Below are 18,264 nucleotides of genomic sequence, written 5' to 3'. Positions count from 1 at the left end.
TCAGAAGGAGCCTCGCGATGACCCGCGAAGCCATGAGCCCCGCCGAATTCGAGCAGGCCCTGCGCGCCAGGGGCGCCTGCTACCACATCTTCCACCCCTACCACGTGGCCATGTACGAAGGCCGCGCCACCCGTGAGCAGATCCAGGGCTGGGTGGCCAACCGCTTCTACTACCAGCTGAATATTCCGTTGAAGGACGCGGCGATCCTCGCCAACTGTCCGGACCGCGAGGTGCGCCGCGAATGGCTGCAGCGCATCCTCGATCACGACGGAGCTCCCGGTGAGGAGGGCGGCATCGAGGCCTGGTTGCGCCTGGCTGAATCCGTGGGGCTGGACCGCGAGCAGGTGCTGTCCCAGGAACTGGTGCTGCCCGGCGTGCGCTTCGCCGTGGACGCCTACGTCAACTTCGCTCGCCGCGCCAACTGGCAGGAAGCGGCCAGCAGTTCGTTGACCGAACTGTTCGCCCCGCAGATCCACCAGTCGCGCCTGGACAGCTGGCCGCAGCACTACCCGTGGATCGACGCCAGCGGCTACGACTACTTCCGCAAGCGCCTGTCGCAGGCGCGCCGCGACGTCGAGCACGGCCTGCGCATCACCCTGGAGCACTACCGCACCCGCGAGGCCCAGGAGCGCATGCTGGAGATCCTGCAATTCAAGCTCGATGTGCTCTGGAGCATGCTCGACGCCATGAGCATGGCCTATGAACTGCAGCGCCCGCCGTACCACACGGTAACGAGCGAGCGCGTATGGCACAGGGGGTTGCTGTGATGAGTCTGCCTTCGCTGGACAGCGTACCGGCGCTGCGCCGGGGGTTCCGCCTGCAATTCGAACCGGCCCAGGGCTGCCACGTGCTGCTCTATCCTGAAGGGATGGTGAAGCTCAACGACAGCGCCGGGGCGATTCTCGGTCGCGTCGACGGGCAAGCCGACGTCGCCGGCATCATCGATGGCCTGCGTGCCGATTTCCCCGGCGTGCCGGGCATCGACGAAGACATCCTGGCATTCCTCGAGGTGGCCCATGCGCAATTCTGGATCGAGCTGCGCTGAGGCGCCGGTAGGGCCACCGCTCTGGCTGCTGGCCGAGCTGACCTACCGCTGCCCGCTGCAGTGCCCGTACTGTTCCAACCCGCTGGACTTCGCCAGGGGCGGCGAGGAGCTTTCCACCGAACAATGGATCGAGGTATTCCGCCAGGCCCGCGAGATGGGCGCGGCGCAGCTGGGCTTTTCCGGCGGTGAGCCGCTGGTGCGCCAGGACCTCGCCGAGCTGATCGCCGCCGCGCGTGGGCTGGGTTTCTACACCAACCTGATCACCTCCGGCATCGGCCTCAACGAGAAGCGCCTGAAGGAGTTCGCCGACGCCGGGCTCGACCATATCCAGATCAGCTTCCAGGCTGCCGACGAGGAGGTGAATAACCTGCTCGCCGGCTCGCGCAAGGCGTTCGCCCAGAAACTCGCCATGGCTCGCGCGGTAAAGGCCCACGGCTACCCGATGGTGCTGAACTTCGTCACCCACCGGCATAACATCGACAGCATCGACCGCATCATCGAGCTGTGCATCGAGCTGGAGGCGGACTTCGTCGAGCTTGCCACCTGCCAGTTCTACGGCTGGGCCGAGCTGAACCGCGCCGGCCTGCTGCCGACCCGCGAACAGCTGCAACGGGCCGAACGTATCACTGCCGAATACCGCGAACGCCTGGCCGCCGCCGGCAATCCGTGCAAGCTGATCTTCGTGGTGCCGGACTACTACGAGGAGCGCCCCAAGGCCTGCATGGGCGGCTGGGGCAGCGTGTTCCTCGATGTCACCCCGGACGGCACCGCGCTGCCGTGCCACAGCGCACGACAACTGCCGGTGAAGTTCCCCAACGTGCGCGAGCACAGCCTGCAGCACATCTGGTACGAATCCTTCGGCTTCAACCGTTTCCGCGGTGATGCGTGGATGCCCGAGCCGTGCCGTTCCTGCGACGAGAAGGAACGCGACTTCGGCGGCTGCCGCTGCCAGGCGTTCATGCTGACCGGCGATGCCGAAGCCACCGATCCGGTGTGCGCCAAGTCGGCCCACCACGGGATCATCCTCGATGCCCGCCGCGAGGCGGAAACCGCCGCCATGCCACTCAGCGCGCTGACCCTGCGCAACGAGCGGGCCTCGCAGCTGATCTGCAAGGCCTGAGGATGCACGACAGCGACTGGAGCGCCGAGCGCGCGGTAGCCGCCGCGGGGGACTTTGCCGAGCTGCACGTGGCCCACGGCGGATTGCTGTGGGCCGCGTTCGACCCTGTCAGTGCGCGCTGCCGACTGTTCCTGCGCCGCGAAGGACAGAGCCGCGAACTGACGCCACCGGGCGCTTCGGTACGCAGCCGCGTCTACGAGTACGGCGGCGGCTCCTGCTGCCCAACTGCCGACGGCGTGGCCTGGGTGGAAGAGGGCGACCAGCAGGTGTACTGGTTGCGCCTGGGCGGCACGCCTAGGCCGATTACTCACAGCGACGATTGCCGCTACGGCGACCTCCATTTCGTTCCGGCATGGAATGCACTCCTGGCGGTGGAAGAGGAGAACGGCAGCGGCGGGGTGAGCCATTGTATCGTTCGTCTCGACGCCGATGGCCGGCGCCGGGTGATTGCCTCCGGCGCGGACTTCTACGCATCGCCGGTGACGGAGCGCAATGGCGAGCGTATCGCCTGGGTGGAGTGGGATCGCCCGCACCAGCCCTGGACGCGCACCCGCCTGTGCGAGTCCTTCGCCGGCGAAGAGCGCTGCCTGGCCGGGCAGGCCCGCCACGAGTCCATCCAGCAGCCGCGCTTTGCCGAGGATGGGCGCCTGCACTGGCTGAGCGACTGCGCCGGCTACTGGCAGCCGTACCACGAGGTCCTGGGGGCCTTGCCGTGCGCCGCCGCCGATCACGCCAGCGCGCCCTGGCAATTGGGCGGGCATACCTACCTGCCGCTGCCGCGCGGTAACCTGCTGGCGACCCGTTACGAAGAGGGGCGCGGGGTGCTGGTGCTGTATGACGGACGTGGCGGCGAGCGCCGGTTGGCGCCGGAGTACAGCCGCTTTCGCTCGCTGGCAGCGGATGAGCGCCACTTCTATTGCATCGCCGCTGCGCCGGATCGCTTGCCGACGCTGCTGGCGATCCGCCGGGTGGACGGTTCCACCCAGGTACTCGCCGGTGGCGAACGGCCGCTGCCGGAAGCCGAACTGTCCCGCGGCGAGGCCTTCCATTACCCGGTGGGCGAAGACGAATGCGGGCACGGGTTCTTCTATCCAGCGCATGGCAACCGACCGGCGCCGCCGCTGGTGGTATTCCTCCACGGCGGGCCGACCTCCGCCTGTTACCCGGTGTTCGACGGGCGCATCCAGTTCTGGACCCGCCGCGGCTTTGCCGTGGCGGATCTCAATTACCGTGGCAGCAGCGGCTACGGCCGCGCCTATCGCGAGCGCCTGCACCTGGGCTGGGGCCAGGTGGAAGTGGAAGACATCGGCGCAGCATTGGATTGCCTCGGCAACGCCAGGCGCATCGATCGCCAGCGTGTCTTCGTGCGTGGCGCCAGTGCCGGCGGCTATAGCGCACTGATGGCGTTGGCGCGGCTGGACGGTCTGCGCGGGGGCGCCAGCCTGTATGGCGTCAGCGATCCGCAGGCACTGGCGCGGGTGACCCACAAGTTCGAGGCGGACTACCTGGACTGGTTGATCGGCGATCCGCAGCAGGACGCCGGGCGTTACCGCGAGCGAACCCCGGTGCTGCTGGCCGGGCAGATCAAGGTGCCGGTGATCTTCTTCCAGGGCGAACTGGACGCGGTGGTGGTGCCGGCGCAGACCGACGCGATGGTTGAATCCCTGCGTCGGCGCGGCGTGCCGGTGGAAGTGCATCGCTATGCCGGGGAGCGCCACGGCTTCCGCCAGGCCGCCAATCTTGCCCACGCGCTGGAGGCGGAGTGGCGTTTCTACCAGGCGTTGCTGGAGGTCTGAACCGTCTGCCAAGGTCGCATTGCAATACCTGACGGATACAGTAGGCTGCCGGAAATATCCCATAACAATAACGACAGAGCCCCCGATGCCTCACGAGCTCAGCCAACTGCGTAAATTCGTCTCGCCTGAGATCATTTTTGGTGCCGGATGCCGGCACAATGTCGCCAACTACGTGAAAACCTTCGGTGCGCGCAAGGTACTGCTGGTGTCGGACCCTGGGGTGGTCGCCGCCGGTTGGGTCGCCGATATCGAGGCCAGCCTCGCCGCCCAGGATATTCCCTTCTGCCGCTACACCGAGGTGTCGCCCAATCCGCGTGTCGACGAAGTGATGCGCGGCGCCGAGGTCTACCGCAGCGAAGGCTGCAACGTGATAGTCGCGGTCGGCGGTGGCAGCCCGATGGACTGCGCCAAGGGCATCGGCATCGTCGCCGCCCACGGCCGCAATATCCTCGAGTTCGAGGGCGTGGACACCCTGCGTGTGCCCAGCCCGCCGCTGATCCTGATCCCGACCACCGCCGGTACTTCGGCGGACGTCTCGCAGTTCGTGATTATTTCCAACCAGGACGAACGGATGAAGTTCTCCATCGTCAGCAAGGCCGTGGTGCCCGATGTGTCGCTGATCGACCCGGAAACCACCCTGACCATGGACCCGTTCCTCTCCGCGTGCACCGGCATCGACGCCCTGGTACATGCCATCGAGGCCTTCGTCTCCACCGGCCACGGCCCGCTCACCGACCCCCACGCGCTGGAGGCGATGCGGCTGATCAACGGCAATCTGGTGCAGATGATCGCCAACCCGGCGGACATCGCCCTGCGCGAGAAGATCATGCTGGGCAGCATGCAGGCCGGGCTGGCGTTCTCCAACGCAATCCTCGGCGCGGTGCACGCCATGTCCCATAGCCTGGGCGGCTACCTCGACCTGCCGCACGGGCTGTGCAATGCGGTGCTGGTGGAACACGTGGTGGCCTTCAACTACAGCGCCGCGCCCGAGCGCTTCAAGGTGATCGCCGAGACCTTCGGCATCGACTGCCGGGGCATGACCCACGCGCAGATCCGCCAGCGCCTGGTAGAACACCTGATCGCCCTGAAGAACGCCGTGGGCTTCCACGAGAGCCTCGGCCTGCACGGCGTTGGCAGCTCGGACATTCCGTTCCTCTCGCGCCACGCCATGCAGGACCCGTGCATCCTTACCAACCCTCGCGAATCCAGCCTGCGCGATGTCGAGGTGGTGTATGGCGAGGCCCTCTGACGAGCAGCAGCAACAAGCCCTGGCCGGGCTGCTCGGTCTGGGCAGCCATTCCGCGCGCAAGAGCCATTACCCGGAACTGGTGGCGCGCCTGGACGAGCTGGAAACCGAGCGCAACCGCTATAAATGGCTGTTCGAGCACGCCGTCCACGGCATCTTCCAGGCCAGCCTGAGCCAGGGCCTGCGCGCCGCCAACCCGGCGCTGGCGCGGATGCTCGGCTACGACGACCCGCAGCAGGTGTTGTGGAGCCTCGCCGATATGGCCAGCCAGCTGTTCGTCGAGGGCGAAGCGGAGATGCGCCGCATCCTGGCGCTGTTGCGCGAGCGCGGCGGCCTGTTCGGCTATGAGACACGCCTGCGTCGCCGCGATGGCAGCCACGTCATCGTGCTGATGAACCTGCTGATCAAGCCCGATGAAGAGGGGCTGGTGGAAGGCTTCGTCGCCGACATCACCGAGCGCGTGCTGGCCCAGCAGCGCCTGCAGAGCCTCAACGAGGAACTGGAACAGCGCGTCGCCGCGCGCACCCGCGAGCTGGAGGGGCTGAACCAGCAGCTGCGCGAGGCCCGCGACGCTGCCGAGGCTGCCAACAACAGCAAGGACAAGTACCTCGCTGCCGCCAGCCACGACCTGCTGCAACCGCTGAACGCCGCGCGCCTGCTGGTTTCCACCCTGCGCGAACGCAAGTTGCCGGGTTCCGAGCAGGTGCTGGTCGAGCGTACGCACCAGGCGCTGGAAGGCGCCGAGGACCTGCTCACCGACCTGCTGGATATCGCCCGCCTGGACCAGAGTGCGATCCGCCCGGACCTGGATGTCCATCCGCTGGATGAGCTGCTCGGCCCGCTGGTCTCGGAGTTCGACGAAGTGGCGCGCGCGGCGGGGTTGCGTCTGCGCTCACGGATACCGGCGCTGGCGGTACGCACCGATCACCGCCTGCTGTCACGCATCCTGCGCAATTTCCTCAGCAATGCCTGCCGCTACACCGAGCGCGGCAGCGTGATGCTGGCGGCACGCCGACGCGGCGATAACGTGCGCATGGAGGTCTGGGACACCGGGCGTGGGATTCCGGCAGACCAGCTGCAAGCCATCTTTCTCGAATTCAACCAGCTGGATGCCGGCCGTGCAGCGGAGCGCCGAGGTGTCGGGCTGGGGCTGGCGATCGTCGACCGCATCGCCGGTATCCTCGGTTGCCGCGTGCAGGTGCGCTCGGTGCCGGGGCGTGGTTCGGTGTTCGCCATCGAGGTGCCGCTGGTACGCGATCTGCCGCAAGCCGGGCCGGTCGAGAACGGCCCGCGCCCGGTCACTGGCGATCCGCTGCCGGGCCGCCGCCTGCTGGTGATCGACAACGAAGAGGCGATCCTCCTCAGCATGGCCGCGCTGCTCGGGCAGTGGGGCTGCGAGGTGCTGGTGGCGACGAACTACGAGGAAGCGCTGAAGGCGCTGGATGGCAAGGCGCCGGAGGTGATCCTGGCCGATTACCACCTGGACCATGGCCGCACCGGCTGCGAGGCGGTGCGCGGGCTACGCGAGCATTTTCGCCGCGAGCTGCCGGCGGTGATGATCACCGCTGACCGCAGCGACGATTGCCGCCGGGCACTGCAGAGGCTGGGGATGCCGCTGCTGAACAAGCCGGTGAAGCCGGGCAAGTTGCGCGCCGCCTTGAGCCTTCTGCTGAGCCACTGACGGCAGCGGTGTCGGTCAGCCGTCCTTGCGTCCGAGCATGCCGTTGACCTTGTCGCGCAGGGCGTCGATGGAGAAGGGCTTGGCGATCATCGACATGCGCGTGGCCAGCTCGCTGCCATCGATCTGGACGATCTCCGCGAAGCCGGTGGCGAACAGGATCGGCAGCTCCGGCCGCGCTTCCCGCGCGGCGGCGGCCAGTTCCTCGCCGTTCATGCCCGGCAGGCCGACGTCCGTGAGCAGGAGGTCGATGGCGCTGTCGCCCTGCAGGATCGGCAGCGCCTGTTCGGCGTCTTCGGCTTGCAGGACCTGGTAGCCGATCTCCTCCAGCACTTCCACGGTGAGCATGCGCACCAGATCGTTGTCCTCAACCACCAGCACGCAGAGTTGCTGGCTGGTCGACTCGGTGGGGATGACGGGAACGTCGGGGATATTGACCACGGAACTGCCTCTCGGGAAGTAAAGAGTGACGCAGGTGCCCTGGCCAGGCTCGCTGCGCAGGCGGATATGACCGCCGGACTGTTTGATGAAGCCATAGACCATCGACAGGCCCAACCCGCTGTTGGGGCCGATGCCCTTGGTGGTGAAGAAGGGGTCGAAGACGTGCGCCAGGGTCGACTCGCTCATGCCCTGGCCACTGTCCTGCAGGGTCAGCCCCAGGTAGTCGCCGGCCGGCACGTCATGGTCGCCGACGGCGATCTCCTGCCGCTGCAGGGTGATCTCCAGACTGCCGCCGCCGGGCATGGCGTCGCGGGCGTTTTCTACCAGGTGAAGCATCGCCTTGTGCAGTTGGTCGCTGTCGGTCAGCACGCTTTGTTCGTCAGCCAGGACGAGCGTCAGGGTGACGTCCGGGCCGGCGCGTTCAAGCAGCTCGCCCTGCCAGTCGCGCAATTGCTGGCCGAGGTCCACCGGATGCATGGCCAGGGCCTGGCGACGGGCGAAGGCGAGCAGGTTGTGGGTCAGCTCGGCGGCGCGCTCGGTAGCCTGGGTGGCGGCATGGAGGATATGGCCCAGTTCCGGCTGTGCATTGGCCGGCGCACGCCGGGTGATCAGGTCGAGGCTGAAGCGGATGCTGGCCAGCAGGTTGTTGAAGTCGTGGGCGATACCGCCGGTCAACTGGCCGACAGCCTCCATGCGCTGGGCATTGTGCAGCGCGGCCTGCGCCTGCTCCAGCAGCTCGACGCCGCGCTTGTGCTCGGTGATGTCGCGGCCGCAGCCGTAGATCACGCCGTTTTCCTCGGTGGCGTGCCAGGAAATCCAGCGGTAGCTGCCATCGGCATGGCGCATGCGGTTCTCGAAGTGTTGCAGGCGCTCGCCACGGGCCAGCGTGGCGCGGATGTCGATGCTGGGCGTGAGGTCGTCCGGATGCACCAGCTCTTCGCTGTTACGCCCGATGAGCTGCTCCTCGCTCCAGCCCAGCAGGCTGCTCCAGGCCGGGTTGACGTTGCGCAGGTGACCCTGGTGATCGAGCACGCAGAGCAGGTCCTGGCTCACCGTCCAGACGCGATCACGCTCCAGGGTGCGCTGGCGGGCTTCTTCCTGCACCGCTTCCTTCAGCCGGCGTTCTTCCGTGCGCTGGGTGGCCGCGGCCAGGGCGTGGCCGAGCAGGCCGGCCAGCTCGTTGAAGAAGGTCGCATAGCTTTCGTCCAGGCGCCGGCGCGGGCTGATGCCGAAGACCGCGAGGCTGTCGCCGTGACCGTTCAGCGGGGTGGCGTAGGTGCTGTCGAGTACCTCCGGCCAGGGCGCGAAGGCACGCACGTGCTGGCTGCCCAGGGGCGACTGGTGAGCCTCCTTCAAGCCGTTGAACAGGTGCAGCGGGTCGTCTTCGAGCGTCAGTTGCGCGGGCGCGAAGCGGTCGTTGGTGTCGGTGCCGCAGGCGCCGAGCAGGGTGCCGGCGCGGTAGAGCAGGCAGAACGGCACGTCATGGCTGGCTTCGGCAAGCAGGGTGAAGGCCTGGGCGCAGATCTGCTCGCTGTCGTCGGCCTGCCCCAGGCGCTCGGCGAGGCGCGTGAGCAGGCGCTGGCGGCGTTGCTGGATGACATTGCCGGTGGTTTCCACGGCGGTATTGAACAGCCCTATGGGCTTGCCATCCTGGCCGAAGATCGGGCTGACGTTGTAGGTGAAGTAGGCTTCCTCGACATAGCCGAAACGCACCATGGGCAGCAGGCGATCTTCCTCGTGGGCGGCCACGCCGGTCTGCAGGATGCCGTTGTACATGGGGTCGAGGATCGACCAGATATCCGACCAGGCCACGCGCGCCGGCTGGCCCAGGCAGCCGGGATGCTTGTCGCCGGGTATCGCACTCCAGGCATCGTTGTACAGCAGAATGAATTCCGGGCCCCAGTAGATGCATACCGGCAGGCGCGAATTGAGGCCGACTTCGAGGATACCCTTGAGGATGGCCGGCCACTGGTCCATGGGGCCGAGCGGGGAGGATGCCCAGTCATGCTGACGGATCAGCGGTGCCATGGCGCTACTGCTGTTGAGGAAACTGCCTGGCGAAATGGGGGGATTCCCCTGGGAGCTTGGCATCGAGCAAACCCTGCGGCCGATTGATCTTCTGTTCCTTGTCGGACGTTGGAAAGGCCCTTTGACAGAAGATTCCACTTTTCTCCCCGGCGACGGCAAATAATTCGAACGCGCGCGCGGGATCGGCTGTCAATTGGCCAGCCGGTGTGTAGCCTACAACGCTTCAGGTTATTATTTCTGCTGTTTTAAGAGCATTCTTACAATAACTTCAAACACTTACCTGGTTCATGTCGTCGACGCCGCCACACCGGCCGATCGCTTCCAGGGAAGGTCCGCCATCAGGGAATCCATCGATGAACCAGAAAGCCATCGCCGACGAAAGCGCCTTCCGCCGCATCCTGGCGCGCAACATGGCGCTGCCGCTGGGCATCTGCCTGTTGGGCGCGGTGCTGTTCATCGGGCTGATCCTCTACATGCTCAATGTGCTGGGCTGGGTCGAACACACCGACCGGGTGATTTCCAGCGCCAACGAGATGCAGCGGCTGAGCGTCGACCAGGAGAGCGGCCTGCGCGGTTTCCTGATTACCGGTGATCCGCGCTTCCTCGAGCCGCTGGAACAGGCACGGCCACGCATCAATGCCGGGCTGAAGAGCCTCTCGGAGCTGGTCGCCGACAACCCGCCGCAAGTGGACCGGGTTTCGCGCCTGACCTCGATGCAGGACGAGTGGATGACCTTCGCCCAGCAGATGATCGAGCAGCGCCGCCAGGGCCTGGACACTGCCGACGCGATCAAGGCCGGGCGCGGCAAGAGCATGATGGATGCCATTCGCGCGCAGTACGGCTCGCTGATCAATACCGAGCAGCAGTTGCGCCACGACCGCAACCAGTTCGCCTCCAGCCTGTCCACCGGCGTGGTGATTCTCTACCTGCTGTTCAGCATCGTGGTCGGCACCTTGCTGGCCTATTTCGGACGCCGGCAGCTGGTCAGCCTGTCCGAATCCTATTCCGAATCCCTGCGCCGCCAGATGCTGCACAATGAACAGCTGCAGCAGCAGGCATGGCTGCGCGACGGCCAGAGCCGACTGGGCGACCAGTTGATCGGGCAGCAATCCCTGCCTTCGCTGGGGCGCAGCCTGATGGAATTCCTCGGTGACTTCGTCGGCTCGCCCATCGGTGCGTTGTATGTGCGCGACGACCATGGTGGCCTGTTGCGCGGTGCCACCTACGGTTTTGCCCACGCGGAAGACGGCACGCAATATTTCGCCGCCGACCAGAGCCTGATCGCCCAGGCTGCCCGGCAGCGCAAGCTGCGCGTGATGGAGGGCCTGCCGGCGGATTACCTGAAGGTCAACTCGGCGCTGGGCAATGGCTCGCCGGTCAGCGTCGCCCTGCTGCCGCTGCTCAACGAGGGTGGCGTGGTGGGCGTCCTGGAGCTGGGCTTCCTGCGTACGCTGAGCGAGCGCGAGCAGGCGTTCCTCCAGGGTGTCGCGGAAACGCTCGGCAGTGCCGTGGCCGCAGCCCTGCACCGCCAGCGCCTGCAGGACCTGCTGGCGGAGACCCAGCAGCTCAATGAAGAACTGCAGGTGCAGCAGGAGGAACTCAAGACCGCCAACGAGGAGCTGGAAGAGCAGTCGCGGGTGCTCAAGGAGTCCCAGGCGCACCTCGAAGCCCAGCAGGCCGAGCTGGAGCAGACCAACGAGCGACTGGCCGAGCAGACCCAGGAACTGGCCGCCCAGCGCGACGACCTCGACGGCAAGAACACCGAGCTGAACCAGGCACGCCTGGACCTGCAGGGCCGTGCGGACGAGCTGCAGCGTGCCAGCCGCTACAAGTCCGAGTTCCTGGCCAACATGTCCCACGAACTGCGTACGCCGCTCAACAGCTCGCTGATCCTCGCGCGCCTGCTGGCGGACAACGAGCAGGGCAACCTGGACGACGAGCAGGTGAAGTTCGCCGAGTCGATCTACGGCGCCGGCAACGACCTGCTCAATCTGATCAACGACATCCTCGACATCTCCAAGGTCGAGGCCGGCAAGCTGGAGGTGCGCCCGGAGAACGCCAGCGTGCGCCGCCTGGTGGAAGCGGTGGAGACCATGTTCCGCCCGCAGGCCGACGACAAGGGCCTGCGCTTCGTCGCCGAAGTCGCCCAGGACGCGCCGACCCAGTTGTTCAGCGACCGCCAGCGGGTCGAGCAGATCCTCAAGAACCTGCTCTCCAACGCCTTCAAGTTCACCGACGCCGGCGAAGTTTCCCTGCGCGTGAGTGCAGCGCCCGAGGGGCTGCGTTTCGATGTGCGTGACAGCGGCATCGGCATCGCCGAGGACCAGCTCGCGCGCATCTTCGAAGCCTTCCAGCAGGCCGACGGCGCCACCAACCGCCGCTACGGCGGCACCGGCCTGGGGCTGTCGATCTCCCGCGACCTGGCGCACCTGCTGGGCGGCAGCATCATCGTCAGCAGCGAGCCGGGCAAGGGCAGCGTCTTCAGCCTACTGTTGCCGCTGAACTACCAGGCGCCGGCTGAAGAGGAAGCCGCCAGCGCCCCCGTGCCGATCGTGGCGAAGGCGGTTGCCGTTGCCCCTCCGGTGGTGCGTGCGCCTGCTGCGGCAGCCTTCGCCGACGATCGCGAGCAGGTCAATGTCGGCCAGCGCTGCGTGCTGGTAGTGGAGGACGAACCGAAGTTCGCCCGCATTCTCTATGACCTGGCCCGCGAGCTGGGCTACCGCTGCCTGGTGGCCATGGGCGCCGAGGAAGGCCTGCGGCTGGCCGACGAGCACGCTCCCGACGCCATCCTGCTGGACATGCACCTGCCCGACGAATCCGGCCTCGCCGTGCTGCAACGCCTGAAGGCCAACCCGCGTACCCGCCATGTGCCGGTGCACGTCGTCTCGGTGGAAGACCGCAGCGAAGCGGCCCTGCACCTGGGCGCCATCGGTTATGCCCTCAAGCCCACCACCCGCGAGCAGCTGCGCGAGGTGTTCGGCAAGCTGGAGGCCAAGCTGACCCAAGAGGTCAAGCGCATCCTGCTGGTGGAAGACGACCCGCTGCAGCGCGACAGCGTCTCGCGGCTGATCGGCGACGACGACATCGAGATCACCGCGGTGGAGCAGGGCGAGCAGGCCCTGGAGCTGCTGCGCAAGAACATCTACGACTGCATGATCATCGACCTGAAGCTGCCGGACATGCAGGGCAATGAACTGCTGCGGCGCATGGGCGAGGAGGACATCTGTTCCTTCCCGCCGGTGATCGTCTACACCGGACGCAACCTGACCCGCGACGAGGAGGCCGAGCTGCTCAAGTACTCGCGCTCGATCATCATCAAGGGCGCGCGTTCGCCGGAGCGCCTGCTGGATGAGGTGACGCTGTTCCTGCACAAGGTCGAGTCGCAACTCTCCAGCGAGCGCCAGCGCATGCTGCGCACCTCGCGCAACCGCGACCGGGCCTTCGAAGAGCGGCGCATCCTGCTGGTGGACGACGACGTGCGCAATATCTTCGCCCTCACCAGTGCCCTGGAGCACAAGGGCGCCCGCGTGGAAGTGGCGCGCAACGGCCGCGAGGCCATCGAGAAGCTCGGCGAGGCCGGCGATATCGACCTGGTGCTGATGGACGTGATGATGCCGGAGATGGACGGCTACGAGGCGACGCGCCTGATCCGCCAGGACCCGCGCTGGAAGAAGCTGCCGATCCTCGCCGTGACCGCCAAGGCGATGAAGGACGACCACGAGCTGTGCCTGCGCGCCGGCGCCAACGACTACCTGGCCAAGCCCATCGACCTTGACCGCCTGTTCTCCCTGATCCGTGTATGGCTACCCAAGCTGGAGCGCATCTGAAATGCCTGATCGCAGCCAGGACATCGAGCTGCGCCTCCTCATCGAGGCGATCTACCTGAAGTACAGCTACGACTTCCGGGACTACTCCGGTACCTCGCTGAAGCGCCGCGTGCTGCATGCCACCAAGCTGTTCGAGTGCCGCAGCATTTCGGCGCTGCAGGAGCGCATCCTGCACGACCCGCACGCGTTCCACGAACTGCTGCAGTACCTCACCATCTCGGTGAGCGAACTGTTCCGCGATCCCAGCTACTTCCTCGCGCTGCGCCAGGAAGTGGTGCCGGTGTTGCGTACCTACCCGTCGCTGCGCCTCTGGGTGGCGGGTTGCAGCACGGGCGAGGAAGTACACTCGCTGGCCATCCTGCTGCACGAGGAAGGCCTGCTCGAGCGCACGCTCATCTATGCCACCGACATCAACCCGCGCTCGCTGGAGCAGGCGCGGCGTGGCATCTATGCGGTGGACGACCTGGCCCAGGCCAGCGAGAACTACCGCGCCGCCGGTGGCAAGGGCTCGCTCTCGGACTACTACACGGCGGCCTACGACGGCGCGCTGTTCGACAAGATGCTGCGTGCCAACGTGACCTTCGCCGACCACAGCCTGGCCACCGACAGCGTGTTTTCCGAGACGCACCTGATCTCCTGCCGCAACGTGCTGATCTATTTCAACCGGCAGTTGCAGAACCGCGCCATCGGCCTGTTCCACGAATCGCTGTGCCACCGCGGCTTCCTCGGCCTGGGCAGCAAGGAAAGCCTGGATTTCACCGACTTCGCCTCGGAGTTCGAGGTGGTGAACCGCCGCGAACGGGTGTTCCGCAAGCGATGAACACGCAACGCGATATCCAGGCCGTGGTCATCGGCGCCTCCGCAGGCGGCGTGGATGCGCTGTTCCAGCTGTTCGGCGGGTTGCCCGCGGACTTCGTCCTGCCGATGGTGGCTGTGCTGCATCTGCCGGAGAACCACGAGAGCCAGTTGGTGGAACTGTTCGCCCGGCGCCTGGCCATCCCCGTGGAAGAGGCCCGCGACAAGGCGCCGATGGAGGCCGGCAGGCTTTACTTCGCTGCCGCCGGTTACCACCTGTCCATCGAGCAGGACCGCACGTTTGCCCTGAGCCGCGAGGCGCCGAGGAACTTCTCCCGGCCTTCGATCGACATCCTCTTCGACTCGGCGTCTGACGCTTATCGGGACAAGCTTGCCGGCATCCTGCTGACCGGAGCCAACCAGGACGGTGCCGAGGGGCTGGCGCGAATCCAGCACCAGGGTGGACTCAGTATCGTCCAGGACCCGGCCGAAGCCGCCGTGTCCACCATGCCGGAGGCGGCGATTGCGCTGCACGCCCCGGACTACATTTTGCCGTTGCGTGAGATTCACGCACTCCTGACCCGAATGGGCACCCAACATGCTGCGTAACCAGGGAAGCAAACTGCTGATCGTCGACGACCTGCCGGAGAACCTGCTGGCACTGGAAGCGTTGATCAAGGGCGAGGGGCGCGAGGTATTCAAGGCCTCCTCGGCGGACGAGGCGCTGTCGTTGCTGCTGGAACACGAATTCGCCCTCGCCATCCTCGACGTACAGATGCCGGGCATGGATGGCTTCGGCCTGGCCGAGCTGATGCGCGGGACCGCGCGCACCAAGAACATCCCCATCGTCTTCGTCACCGCCGCCGGGCGCGAGCTGAACTACGCGTTCAAGGGCTACGAGAGCGGCGCGGTGGATTTCCTCTACAAGCCGCTGGACAACCACGCGGTGCGCAGCAAGGTGAACGTCTTCGTTGACCTCTACCGCCAGCGCAAGGTGCTCGACCAGCACGTTGAGGCACTGGAGCAGGCGCGCACCGAGCAGGACAAGCTGCTCGCCGAGCTGCGCGAAACCCAGGTGGAACTGCAGCGCGCGGTGAAGATGCGCGACGATTTCATGTCCATCGTCTCCCACGAATTGCGCACCCCGCTCAATGGCCTGATGCTCGATACCCAGCTGCGCCGCCTGCACCTGGCCAAGGGCAAGCTGGAGCACTTCGCCCAGGAGCGCCTCGGCGTACTGTTTGAGCGCGATGAGCGCCAGCTCACCGGGCTGACCCGGCTGATCGAGGACATGCTCGATGTGTCGCGCATCCGTACCGGCAAGCTGTCGATCCGCCCGGAGCTGGCCAATCTCACGGAAATTGCCCAGCGTGTGCTGGGCAATTTCGCGGTGCAGGCCCAGGCTGCCGGCTGCGAGCTGAGCCTGAACGCGCCGGAGGCGGTGGAAGGTGTCTGGGACGCCTATCGCCTGGAACAGGTGATCAGCAACCTGGTCAGCAACGCACTGCGTTATGGTCCCGGCCAGCCGGTGGAGGTGAGCGTCGCGGCGCAGGACGGCCAGGCGCAACTTGGCGTGCGTGACCATGGCGACGGTATCAGTGCCGACGAGCAGCGGCGCATCTTCCAGCAGTTCGAGCGCGGCGCCGGTGCAGCCCGCGTCGCCGGCCTGGGCCTGGGTTTGTACATCTCCGAGCAGATCGTGCAGGCCCATGGCGGTCGTATCGAAGTACGCAGCGAGCCGGGGCAGGGCGCGGCGTTCAGTGTCTACCTGCCGCTGGACTGAGCGCCGTCCGGCGGCATTCGAAGTGACGTGCCTGCACCTATGCTTTGCTCCAATGAGCCAAGAGAGCAGATTTCATGCCCGAAACGACTGCCAGCACCGCCCAACTCGTCGAAGACGCGCGCTACCGCCTGCTGGTCGAGGCGGTAACCGACTATGCCATCTACATGCTCGACCCGGATGGTCGAGTCAGTAGCTGGAGTTCCGGAGCACAGCGCCTGAAGGGCTATGCCGCCGATGAAATCCTCGGCCAGCACTTTTCAAGGTTCTATACGCCCACCGACCGCGAGGCCGGCCTGCCCGAGCTGGCACTGGGCGAAGCGGCGCGGGTCGGCCGCTACGAGAGCGAAGGTTGGCGCCTGCACCGCGATGGCAGTTCGTTCTGGGCCCACGTGGTGATCGACGCCATCCGCAGCAGCGAAGGCGAGTTGCTGGGCTTCGCCAAGATCACCCGTGACCGCACCGAGCAGCATGAGACCGAGCTGGCCCTGCGGCGCAGCGAGCAGCAGTTCCGCCTGCTGGTCAATGGCGTGACCGACTATGCGCTGTACATGCTCGATGCCGAGGGCAACGTCACCAGCTGGAACTCCGGGGCCGAACGAATCAAGGGCTACCACCCGGAGGAAATCATCGGCCGCCGCTTCGATTGCTTCTACTGCGACGAGGACCGCCAGGGCGGCGTCCCGCAGGCCAGCCTGGACACTGCACTGGTCGAGGGGCGGTACGAGGAGGAGCGCCAGCAGATGCGCAAGGATGGCTCGCGCTTCTGGGCCAATATCGTCATCGACCCGGTGTTCGACGATACCGGCAAGCTGCTCGGATTTGCCAAGATCACCCGCGATATCACCGACAAGCGCCGTGCGCAGGAAGAGCTGGAGCGCGCCCGCGACGAACTGATCCAGTCGCAGAAGATGGAGTCCCTCGGCCAGCTCACCGGTGGCGTCGCCCATGATTTCAATAACCTGCTGACCGTGATCCTCGGTGGCCTGCAACTGCTGGAGCGGCATTTGCCGCGGGACAACGAAAAGGTCCAGGCCATCTGGCGCAACGCTCTGGAAGCGACCCGCCGGGGTGCCCAGTTGACCCAGCGGATGCTCGCCTTCGCGCGCAAGCAGCGGCTGTTCCCGCAGCCGATTCTGCTGCCGGCGCTGCTGCAGGACATGAGCGAGCTGCTGGTCAGCTCGCTGGGGCCGACCATTACCCTGGAAACCCGCTTCCCGCTGCAACTGGATTGCGTGATGAGCGACCAGAACCAGCTGGAGCTGGCGATCATCAACCTCGCAACCAATGCCCGCGATGCCATGCCCGGCGGCGGCAACATCACCTTTTCGGCACGCAACGCGCAGGTTGGGCCGCACCAGAGCGGCAAGCTGGCGCCGGGAGAATACGTATGCCTGGCCGTGACCGATTCCGGGCAGGGCATGGATGAGGACACCCTGCGCCGCGCGGCGGAGCCCTTCTTCACCACCAAGGCCACCGGCAAGGGCACGGGGCTGGGGCTCTCCATCGTTCATGAGCTGGCCCAGCAGCAGGGCGGCGCACTGCTGCTGCGCAGCACGCCCGGCACGGGCACCACGGCAGAAATCTGGCTGCCGGCGGTCAAGCCCAAGGCCGAACCGACGGCGCCGGAGGTGGCGGTCGCCGTGGAAGCAAGCGCCGACCTGAACGAGCCGCTGGGCCTGCGGGTACTGGTGGTCGATGACGATGCTCTGGTGCTGGCCGGTACCAGTGCGCTGCTGGCCGACCTGGGTTGCCAGGTGGCCCGTGCCGAGTCTGCACGCACGGCGCTCGGTCTCCTGGAGCAGTCGTCCTTCGACCTGCTGATCACCGACTTCGCCATGCCGGACATGGACGGCATGCAGCTCATCCAGCAGGTTCGTCTGCTTCAGCCGGCGCTGGCCTGCGTACTGACCACAGGCTACGCCGGGCGGCCGGATACCCTCGCCGATTCGGTGCCACGGCTGCCCAAGCCGTTCGACCGCGATCAGTTGCTGGTGCTCCTGCTGAGGGTGAAGGGCGGGGATTAGCCCGCCCGCGCCATGCGTCGCAGGCGTTCAGCGGCGCGGGTGCAAGCCTTCGGTGGTATCGGCCTCGATCAGCGAGCCAGGGTCTTCATTGCCCGGATCGTTGATCAGCGGGGCCAGATCGCCCTGGGGCATCAGGCCCTCGCTGCGAGCCCGGCAGTTGAGCAGGGGCAGCAGCTCCCGCTGGAATTGTTGCTGCTGCTCCTCGGAGAGGGCGGCAAAGCCGTGGTTGAGGATGTACTGGGCGAGGATAGCCGGGTCGCCATTGGCTTCCAGCTTGCCTTCGTCGAGCAGGCGACGAAGCCCATCGGTAAGTTCCGCGTCCTGATGATCGTTCCAGCCCATCGTCGGTACCTCCTTCGATTGACTACTCCGATGACCGGGTGGCGCAGGTGGACCGAAGAGCGCGCGCCGTGTTCAACAGAGACTGGCGGTGCGACCCGGGTGTTCAGCGGGAGGGACGAACGGTTCGCCAACGGTTTGC

At 66.4% G+C, this 18,264-nt stretch carries 14 protein-coding genes; 12 read left to right on the top strand and 2 right to left on the bottom strand.

Annotated features, from left to right (window positions below; all coding sequences use genetic code 11):
- The first annotated feature begins 17 nt into the window (after nt 1–17).
- From pqqC to A6723_RS19240, 6 genes are all read left to right on the top strand, one after another.
- Nucleotides 18–767 carry a pyrroloquinoline-quinone synthase PqqC gene (gene pqqC / locus A6723_RS19265; protein ID WP_054910243.1) on the top strand — a complete coding sequence of 250 codons (750 nt, stop codon included), beginning with the start codon at nt 18–20 and terminating at the stop codon, nt 765–767.
- The gene (gene pqqD, locus A6723_RS19260; RefSeq protein WP_017518379.1) at nt 767–1,045 is read left to right on the top strand and encodes a pyrroloquinoline quinone biosynthesis peptide chaperone PqqD; all 279 of its coding nucleotides are present in this window, start codon (nt 767–769) and stop codon (nt 1,043–1,045) included. Before pqqC ends, pqqD begins: the two co-directional genes overlap by 1 nt.
- Nucleotides 1,017–2,165, top strand: coding sequence for a pyrroloquinoline quinone biosynthesis protein PqqE (gene pqqE / locus A6723_RS19255; RefSeq protein ID WP_054910242.1), 1,149 nt, complete (start codon nt 1,017–1,019; stop codon nt 2,163–2,165). Before pqqD ends, pqqE begins: the two co-directional genes overlap by 29 nt.
- A 2-nt stretch (nt 2,166–2,167) precedes the next feature.
- Nucleotides 2,168–3,961 (top strand): S9 family peptidase, encoded by a 1,794-nt coding sequence (locus tag A6723_RS19250; protein WP_054910241.1) that lies wholly within the window; start codon nt 2,168–2,170, stop codon nt 3,959–3,961.
- A gap of 85 nt (nt 3,962–4,046) precedes the next feature.
- Nucleotides 4,047–5,210 carry an alcohol dehydrogenase-like regulatory protein ErcA gene (ercA, locus tag A6723_RS19245; RefSeq protein WP_054910240.1) on the top strand — a complete coding sequence of 388 codons (1,164 nt, stop codon included), beginning with the start codon at nt 4,047–4,049 and terminating at the stop codon, nt 5,208–5,210.
- Nucleotides 5,194–6,888, top strand: coding sequence for a NahK/ErcS family hybrid sensor histidine kinase/response regulator (locus tag A6723_RS19240; protein ID WP_054910239.1), 1,695 nt, complete (start codon nt 5,194–5,196; stop codon nt 6,886–6,888). The genes ercA and A6723_RS19240 overlap by 17 nt, the downstream gene beginning before the upstream one ends.
- A gap of 15 nt (nt 6,889–6,903) precedes the next feature.
- Here the strand turns inward: A6723_RS19240 and A6723_RS19235 are convergent, their stop codons facing one another.
- Nucleotides 6,904–9,354 (bottom strand): PAS domain-containing sensor histidine kinase, encoded by a 2,451-nt coding sequence (locus A6723_RS19235; protein ID WP_054910238.1) that lies wholly within the window; start codon nt 9,352–9,354, stop codon nt 6,904–6,906.
- On the opposite strand from A6723_RS19235, the gene A6723_RS32165 reads away from it, so the two are divergent.
- The 6 genes from A6723_RS32165 to A6723_RS19210 all read left to right on the top strand — a co-directional run bounded on the left by A6723_RS32165 (nt 9,353) and on the right by A6723_RS19210 (nt 17,783).
- On the top strand, nt 9,353–9,517 hold the full coding sequence (locus A6723_RS32165; RefSeq protein WP_175405565.1) for a hypothetical protein: 165 nt from the start codon (nt 9,353–9,355) through the stop codon (nt 9,515–9,517). The two genes, A6723_RS19235 and A6723_RS32165, sit on opposite strands and share 2 nt — an antisense overlap.
- Before the next feature lie 190 nt (nt 9,518–9,707).
- A complete protein-coding gene (locus tag A6723_RS19230) occupies nt 9,708–13,181 on the top strand; it encodes a response regulator (RefSeq protein WP_054910237.1) in 3,474 nt (1,157 codons plus the stop codon).
- Nucleotide 13,182: 1 nt separating this feature from the next.
- Nucleotides 13,183–14,001: a protein-glutamate O-methyltransferase CheR gene (locus A6723_RS19225; RefSeq protein WP_054910236.1), complete on the top strand. Its 819-nt coding sequence runs from the start codon at nt 13,183–13,185 to the stop codon at nt 13,999–14,001.
- Nucleotides 13,998–14,585: a chemotaxis protein CheB gene (locus A6723_RS19220; RefSeq protein ID WP_054910235.1), complete on the top strand. Its 588-nt coding sequence runs from the start codon at nt 13,998–14,000 to the stop codon at nt 14,583–14,585. Before A6723_RS19225 ends, A6723_RS19220 begins: the two co-directional genes overlap by 4 nt.
- Nucleotides 14,575–15,759 (top strand): hybrid sensor histidine kinase/response regulator, encoded by a 1,185-nt coding sequence (locus A6723_RS19215; RefSeq protein WP_054910234.1) that lies wholly within the window; start codon nt 14,575–14,577, stop codon nt 15,757–15,759. Before A6723_RS19220 ends, A6723_RS19215 begins: the two co-directional genes overlap by 11 nt.
- Nucleotides 15,760–15,833: 74 nt before the next feature.
- Entirely contained in the window at nt 15,834–17,783 is a 1,950-nt protein-coding gene (locus A6723_RS19210) for a PAS domain-containing sensor histidine kinase (RefSeq protein WP_054910233.1), read from the top strand.
- Nucleotides 17,784–17,810: 27 nt separating this feature from the next.
- Here A6723_RS19210 and A6723_RS19205 read toward each other — a convergent pair whose 3' ends face one another.
- On the bottom strand, nt 17,811–18,125 hold the full coding sequence (locus A6723_RS19205) for a hypothetical protein (protein ID WP_054910232.1): 315 nt from the start codon (nt 18,123–18,125) through the stop codon (nt 17,811–17,813).
- Between the last annotated feature and the right edge of the window lie 139 nt (nt 18,126–18,264).

It is taken from the genome of Pseudomonas sp. AU11447, assembly GCF_001672555.2.
Lineage (GTDB): Bacteria > Pseudomonadota > Gammaproteobacteria > Pseudomonadales > Pseudomonadaceae > Pseudomonas > Pseudomonas nitroreducens.
Note: the sequence above shows the minus strand (reverse complement) of the source record. Positions and strands in the feature narration are given on the sequence as shown.

Coding starts and splice junctions, on each gene's coding strand:
- pqqE (WP_054910242.1), top strand. CDS start 1,017: ATGCGCAATTCTGGATCGAGCTGCGCTGAGGCGCCGGTAGGGCCACCG.
- A6723_RS19210 (WP_054910233.1), top strand. CDS start 15,834: ATGCCCGAAACGACTGCCAGCACCGCCCAACTCGTCGAAGACGCGCGC.
- A6723_RS19215 (WP_054910234.1), top strand. CDS start 14,575: ATGCTGCGTAACCAGGGAAGCAAACTGCTGATCGTCGACGACCTGCCG.
- A6723_RS19230 (WP_054910237.1), top strand. CDS start 9,708: ATGAACCAGAAAGCCATCGCCGACGAAAGCGCCTTCCGCCGCATCCTG.
- pqqC (WP_054910243.1), top strand. CDS start 18: ATGACCCGCGAAGCCATGAGCCCCGCCGAATTCGAGCAGGCCCTGCGC.
- A6723_RS19225 (WP_054910236.1), top strand. CDS start 13,183: ATGCCTGATCGCAGCCAGGACATCGAGCTGCGCCTCCTCATCGAGGCG.
- A6723_RS19220 (WP_054910235.1), top strand. CDS start 13,998: ATGAACACGCAACGCGATATCCAGGCCGTGGTCATCGGCGCCTCCGCA.
- pqqD (WP_017518379.1), top strand. CDS start 767: ATGAGTCTGCCTTCGCTGGACAGCGTACCGGCGCTGCGCCGGGGGTTC.
- A6723_RS19205 (WP_054910232.1), bottom strand. CDS start 18,125: ATGGGCTGGAACGATCATCAGGACGCGGAACTTACCGATGGGCTTCGT.
- A6723_RS19250 (WP_054910241.1), top strand. CDS start 2,168: ATGCACGACAGCGACTGGAGCGCCGAGCGCGCGGTAGCCGCCGCGGGG.
- A6723_RS19235 (WP_054910238.1), bottom strand. CDS start 9,354: ATGGCACCGCTGATCCGTCAGCATGACTGGGCATCCTCCCCGCTCGGC.
- ercA (WP_054910240.1), top strand. CDS start 4,047: ATGCCTCACGAGCTCAGCCAACTGCGTAAATTCGTCTCGCCTGAGATC.
- A6723_RS19240 (WP_054910239.1), top strand. CDS start 5,194: ATGGCGAGGCCCTCTGACGAGCAGCAGCAACAAGCCCTGGCCGGGCTG.
- A6723_RS32165 (WP_175405565.1), top strand. CDS start 9,353: ATGGCGCTACTGCTGTTGAGGAAACTGCCTGGCGAAATGGGGGGATTC.